Source organism: Streptomyces sp. NPDC048269 (assembly GCF_040652395.1).
In the GTDB taxonomy this organism is placed as follows: domain Bacteria; phylum Actinomycetota; class Actinomycetes; order Streptomycetales; family Streptomycetaceae; genus Streptomyces.
Genome location: NZ_JBEZLW010000098.1, coordinates 1 through 5,451, shown reverse-complemented (window position 1 = coordinate 5,451; position 5,451 = coordinate 1). Strand labels below are relative to the sequence as shown.

The 5,451-nt window shown below is 73.2% G+C and carries 5 protein-coding genes; 4 read left to right on the top strand and 1 reads right to left on the bottom strand.

All coding sequences use genetic code 11. From position 1 onward, the window contains the following. Positions 1–471 precede the first annotated feature (471 nt). Positions 472–1,746: a molybdopterin-dependent oxidoreductase gene (locus AB0D48_RS36960; protein WP_362407606.1), complete on the top strand. Its 1,275-nt coding sequence runs from the start codon at positions 472–474 to the stop codon at positions 1,744–1,746. Further along, positions 1,743–2,219 (top strand): hypothetical protein, encoded by a 477-nt coding sequence (locus AB0D48_RS36955; RefSeq protein ID WP_362407603.1) that lies wholly within the window; start codon positions 1,743–1,745, stop codon positions 2,217–2,219. The genes AB0D48_RS36960 and AB0D48_RS36955 overlap by 4 nt, the downstream gene beginning before the upstream one ends. 12 nt (positions 2,220–2,231) lie before the next feature. Here AB0D48_RS36955 and AB0D48_RS36950 read toward each other — a convergent pair whose 3' ends face one another. Beyond that, positions 2,232–3,743 (bottom strand): glycosyltransferase 87 family protein, encoded by a 1,512-nt coding sequence (locus tag AB0D48_RS36950; RefSeq protein WP_362407600.1) that lies wholly within the window; start codon positions 3,741–3,743, stop codon positions 2,232–2,234. Between the two features lie 63 nt (positions 3,744–3,806). On the opposite strand from AB0D48_RS36950, the gene AB0D48_RS36945 reads away from it, so the two are divergent. Together AB0D48_RS36945 and AB0D48_RS36940 are read left to right on the top strand one after the other, a co-directional pair. Further along, on the top strand, positions 3,807–4,949 hold the full coding sequence (locus AB0D48_RS36945; RefSeq protein WP_362407597.1) for a molybdopterin-dependent oxidoreductase: 1,143 nt from the start codon (positions 3,807–3,809) through the stop codon (positions 4,947–4,949). Beyond that, positions 4,949–5,356 carry a hypothetical protein gene (locus AB0D48_RS36940; RefSeq protein ID WP_362407594.1) on the top strand — a complete coding sequence of 136 codons (408 nt, stop codon included), beginning with the start codon at positions 4,949–4,951 and terminating at the stop codon, positions 5,354–5,356. Before AB0D48_RS36945 ends, AB0D48_RS36940 begins: the two co-directional genes overlap by 1 nt. Positions 5,357–5,451 lie beyond the last annotated feature (95 nt).

Below are 5,451 nucleotides of genomic sequence, written 5' to 3'. Positions count from 1 at the left end.
CGGTCGGCGCACCCGCGCAGCGGGCCCCGACGACGATGGCGTCGTAGGTCGTGTTCGTCATGGCGTCACCTGCCGGTCGCTGTTCTTCCACGCTAGCCGGGGACCCCGGCCGGCGCGCCCGGAAGAGGGAGCCGGCGGGAGCCTCAGCACGTCCGATCTCGCGTTCGTCCGTCGGAGGCGCATGGCGTGTCACATGACTGGTCGACGCTCGCGTGCGGCATGTTCTCCCCGGCGGGGGATGTCCGAAGAGCCCGGAACGTGCGACTGTGCGGAGGTGTCCCGGTGGACGCGAACGAGGGCGGACGGGACCGGTCTGACGACACGTCACGGTCACCGTCGCCGAGCGGTCGGCAACCCGCGCCGGCGGGCCCGCAGCCAGGGAGGGAGCCGCTTCCGGCCGGACGTCCTGCAGCCCCCGCTGCAGGCTCCGGTGACGGTGGACGGGCAGGTCCGGAACGGTTGCGTGCCGTTATGCGTTCCCTCGTGCCGCCGGGTTCCTCTCCGCCGGGCCCGGCGCGTCCGGAGTTCTGGCGCAGCCCGCTGCGGGGGCCGTGGCTGACGTCGGTCTTCGGCCTGGTCCTGCTCCTCGGCGTGACGGTCCTGTTCGTGACCGGGCTGCTGTCGTACGCCGCCTACAACCCGGATCTCGCGGCGGTCAACGACCAGACACCAGGCAAGGGGTGGCTCGGTTTCTACCTCTTCTCCTGGCCGACCTCGCCGTACTGGCTCTACCGGGTCACCCAGGGCGTGCACGTCGTCCTCGGGGCCGCACTCGTACCCGTGCTCCTCGCCAAGCTCTGGTCCGTCATCCCCAAGCTGTTCGCGTGGCCGCCCGTACGCTCGCTCGGCCAGGGCATCGAGCGCCTGTCCCTGCTGCTCCTGGTCGGCGGGGCGGGCTTCGAGTTCGTCACCGGGATCCTCAACGTCCAGCTGCACTACATCTTCCCGGGCTCGTTCTACACGCTGCACTTCTACGGCGCCTGGGTCTTCATCGGCGCGTTCGTGGTGCACGTGTCCTTCCGGCTGCGGCGCGCCGTCCGCGCCGTGCGGGCCGGATCCGCCGTACAGCCCCCCGCCGACACCGAGGAGGCGGCCGGGCTGGTCTCGCCCCGGCCGGCGCAGCCGACCATCTCCCGACGGGGTGCGGTCGGCCTGGTCGGCCTGGGCTCGCTGGCGCTGTTCGCGGTGACGGCCGGGCAGAGCGTGGGCGGCTGGTGGCGCCGGACGGCGCTGCTCGCCCCGCACGGCGGCCGGGATCCGGGGTCGGGCCCGAACGGCTTCCAGATCAACAAGACCGCCGGTTCGGTCGGTGTCCGCGCGAGCGACATCGGCCCCGCCTGGCGGTTGACCGTGCGCGGCCCCGGGCGGCAGGTCATCCTGACCCGGGAGGAGCTGCTGGCCATGCCGCAGTACGAGTCGGCCCTGCCCATCGCCTGTGTGGAGGGCTGGTCGACGCCCGACCAGTCGTGGAGCGGGGTACGGCTCATCGACCTCGCCGCCCTCGTGGGGCTCGACGGCGACATGCCGCAGGTCCTGGTCGAATCCGTCCAGCGGGGCGGCTCGTTCAGATCGGCGGCTCTGCGCGACAACCAGGTACGAGACCCCCGCGCCCTCCTCGCCGTGCGCGTCAACGGCGCTGTCCTGTCCCGCGACCACGGCTACCCGGCCCGCGTCATCGTCCCCGGCGCTCCGGGGGTCCTCAACACCAAGTGGGTCACCCGCCTCACGTTCGGAGAGCCGGCATGACGAGCTTTCGCCGACTCTACGGGGCCTCGCCGCTCCACCTGCTCCTCGTCCTGGCCTCCTTCGCCCTGGCCGGTTACGCCGGCGTGCGCCTGCTGAAGGGGGACACCCTGGGAGTGGCCCTCTGGTTCGTCGGGGCGGCCCTCCTGCACGATCTGGTTCTCCTGCCGCTGTACGCCATGACCGACCGGGCCGTCCAGCTCCTGTTCCGGGGGAGTGGAGACGGCAGGCAGCGGGCCCCCGGGCCGAGCGTCAACTACGTGCGCGTACCGGCATTCCTTTCGGGCCTGCTGCTCCTGGTCTGGTGGCCGCTGATCCTCCGCCAGGTCGGCCACTACACGGCGGCCACGGCCCTCCCGGCGGACGTGTTCCTCGGACGCTGGCTGCTCATCACGGCAGGCTTCTTCGCCGCCTCTGCCGTCGTGCTGCTCGTGCGGATGTGGAACCGGTCGAGGCCGCGGAGGCCCGAGAAATGACGGGCCGTCCGGTCACGTGGGGCTGAGGTCTCCGCCGGTGTGAGCGGACGGTGCTCGGCGATCGGTGCCCGGGCCCGGTGTCTTCGGGCGGGTCGCCCCGGGCCACCGCCGTACCGCCGAGGCCACGAGGACCAGGAGGACGGCGATGCCGTACGTGGTCGCGCTCAGTGCTGCCTCGTAGCCGAAAACCGGTCCGAGGAGGTACACGGCCGCGCCCGCGAGGGCGACGCCCAGCCATTCCCAGCGTCCGTCCAGTGCCACGAGGGCGATCAGGAGCAGGGCGTACCAGGAGTATCCGGGGGTGAGGAGCGCGAAGGCCCAGCCGGTGACCAGGAGTGCGCCGCTCCACGGACGCCTCGGGTCGCCGCGCCGCATCACGTGGAGGGACACGCCCGCCACGGCGGCGATGAGTACCGGGACGGCCCAGCTGTCGGGCAGGACGAGGCGGAGCAGGGCGTAGCGGGAGCCGGCGGAGGGGTCGTCGTAGCCTTCCTCGTCCACGTAGCCGGTGAGGTACCCGAAGACGGAGTCGTGCGAGAGGAGGACGTAGGGCAGGTAGCTGAACAGGGTGAAGGCCGCTGCGGGGACCAGGACGGCGGCCGCGTCGCGGACCCGGCGCACGCCGGACAGTGCGCCGGGCATGACGATGGCGGGCATGAGTTTGGTGGCGATGGCGGCGCCCAGGACCAGGCCTCCGGCTGCCCGGCGGGTGGGGCCGTGCGCCGCGACGAGACCGAGGCCCACCACGGCCGGCAGCACTCCGAGGACGTCCACGTGTGCGTTGTTCACGGCCTCGATCGGTACGGCGGGACACCAGGCCCAGTAGGCGGCCCTGCGCAGGTCCTGGCCCCGGCGGCGCAGGATCAGCAGCAGCGCACCGGTCACGCCGAGGGAGAGGAGACCCGCTCCGATCTGGAGCGGCTTGTGCCGGGCTCCTGCCGGGGAGAGCCCGTCGACCGCGAGGAAGTACGCCTCGGCGACGGGTGGGTAGATGGTGTGCACGGCGGGCCGGTTGATCCGGGTGCAGTGCGGTGCCGGGCCGGCATGGGGAATGAGGGCACGGTTCTGGCCGGTGCAGGCCGCCCCCGTGGGGAAGAGCCACGTGTCCCGGAGCGGGACCAGCTCCGGGTCCTGCGGGGCATGGTCGTACGGGGAGATGCCGGCGGACTGGACGCGGCCGTCCCAGGCGTAGCGGTACGCGTCGGTGCTGGTCCGGGGCGGCGCCACCAGGCCGGCCAGGGTGACGGCGACCGCCCCGGCGACGAGCAGCGGCACGACGTGGGCGGCCGGGACCCGGCGCAGCGCCAGCAGGGCGCCGGCGAACAGCGTCCAGCAGGCCGCGTACCACCCGAACAGCCCGGCGGGGCCGGTGGAGTAGCCGTCGTACCGGATGGTGAGGACGAGGACCGCGGTGAGGGCGGCGAGGGCCGTGGCGGTCAGGGCGGTGGCGGTCAGGGCGGTGCGCGGGTTCACGCCCGCAGCGTTCCAGGAACGGACCTGGAAGTGGCGCTGGGCGTCCCGCATGTCCGCATTCCGTAAGGTGTTCCACCCGCCCGTCCGGGCGCTGCCGGGGGTGTCATGGGAGCCATGCGCTTCACTCCGCCCCCTGGCCCGCCGATCACCTTCAAGGCACGGTTGCACGACGCCCGTACCGCCACGGCGCTCGGCCGCTGGCTCGGGCTCGCAATGGTCGTCTGTTTCACCACCGGTGTGCTGAGCCACTACCTCCAGCACCCGCCGCTCTGGCTGGCCGACCGGCTGCCGAGCCGCCCGTACTGGGGCTATCGGCTCACCCAGGGGCTGCACGTGGCCTCCGGCATCGCCGCGGTCCCGCTGTTGCCGGCCAAGCTGTGGGCGGTCTACCCGCGGCTCTTCGCGTGGCCGCCCGTCCGGTCGGTCCTGCACGCACTGGAACGCCTTTCGGTGGCGGTGCTCGTCGCCGCCGGGATCTTCGAGCTGTTCACCGGGCTGCTGAACACCTTCCAGTGGTACCCCTGGCCGTTCTCCTTCGTACCCGTGCACTACGCCGTCGCCTGGCTCCTGCTGGGGGCGCTGCTGCTCCACGTCGCCGTCCAATGGCCGCGGATCCGAGACCATTTCACCCGCCGCTCACCCGGAACCCTGGCCCTTCCCGCAGCCGACGGACCGGACCGGCGGCAGCTGCTGGCTGCCGTCGCGGCAGGGGCCGGCGCGGTCACGCTGACGACGGTCGGGCAGTCCGTCACCGCGCTCGCTCCGCTGGAGCTGTTCGGTCCGCGCAGCCCGGCGGACGGTCCGCAGGGGCTGCCGGTGAACCGTACGGCCGCCGCGGCACGCGTCACCGAGGCGTCCCTGGCCGGCTGGCGGCTGACCGTCGAGGGACCCCGCCCGTACAGCCTCTCGCTGGAGGAGCTGCGCGCGATGCCGCAGCACGAGGTGACGTTGCCCCTCGCGTGCGTCGAGGGCTGGAGCAAGTCCGCCCGGTGGACGGGAGTACGGGTACGTGACGTGCTCGACCGCGCCGGAGGGGGCACGGGCGCGCGGTGCCGGGTGGTGTCGCTGGAAGTGGCGGGCGCGTACCGCGTGACGGAGATGGGCCGCCTGTACGCGCGGGACCCGCTCACCCTGCTGGCGCTGCGCCTGAACGGCGAGGTGCTGTCCCTGGACCACGGCTACCCGGCGCGGATCATCGCCCCTAACCGGCCCGGCGTGCTCCAGACCAAGTGGGTCGGCCGACTGGAGGTGTGGTGATGGCGTACCGGTACGTGGTGGGAGGCTTCGGCCTGTTGGTGATGGCCTTCGGCGGCTCCCTGGTGGTGCGGGAGCCCGAGCCGTGGCGGATCGTGCTGTGGCTCGCGGGTGGAGTCCTCGTACACGACGGGCTGATCGCGCCGCTGCTGATCGCGATCGCGGCACTCACCGCAGCGGCGGGTCTGCGCCTGCGCGGGGTTCCGCGCGCCGCGCTGATCGTCGCGGGCTCACTGACGGCCGTCGCCCTGCCGCCGCTCCTGCGGCCGGGCGGCGTGGCCAACGCGACGGTGCTGCCGTTGGACTACCTGCGGAACTGGCTGCTGGCGATGGCGGCCCTCGCCGTGATCACGGCCGGGTACGCCGGAACGCGCGCATGCGTGCGCCGGGCGGCGGCCGGCCGGCGCTGAGGACGGGGCCGACGCGCAGGGGGCTGACGCCGGACAGGCGCAGCGCCAGCAGGGTGAGCGGGTCCCGCGCGTACAGGCGGCCCATCTCCGTCACG

Excerpts from the sequence above, each read along its gene's own strand:
- AB0D48_RS36960 (WP_362407606.1), top strand. The coding sequence starts at position 472 with ATGCGTTCCCTCGTGCCGCCGGGTTCCTCTCCGCCGGGCCCGGCGCGT.
- AB0D48_RS36955 (WP_362407603.1), top strand. The coding sequence starts at position 1,743 with ATGACGAGCTTTCGCCGACTCTACGGGGCCTCGCCGCTCCACCTGCTC.
- AB0D48_RS36950 (WP_362407600.1), bottom strand. The coding sequence starts at position 3,743 with ATGCGGGACGCCCAGCGCCACTTCCAGGTCCGTTCCTGGAACGCTGCG.
- AB0D48_RS36945 (WP_362407597.1), top strand. The coding sequence starts at position 3,807 with ATGCGCTTCACTCCGCCCCCTGGCCCGCCGATCACCTTCAAGGCACGG.
- AB0D48_RS36940 (WP_362407594.1), top strand. The coding sequence starts at position 4,949 with ATGGCGTACCGGTACGTGGTGGGAGGCTTCGGCCTGTTGGTGATGGCC.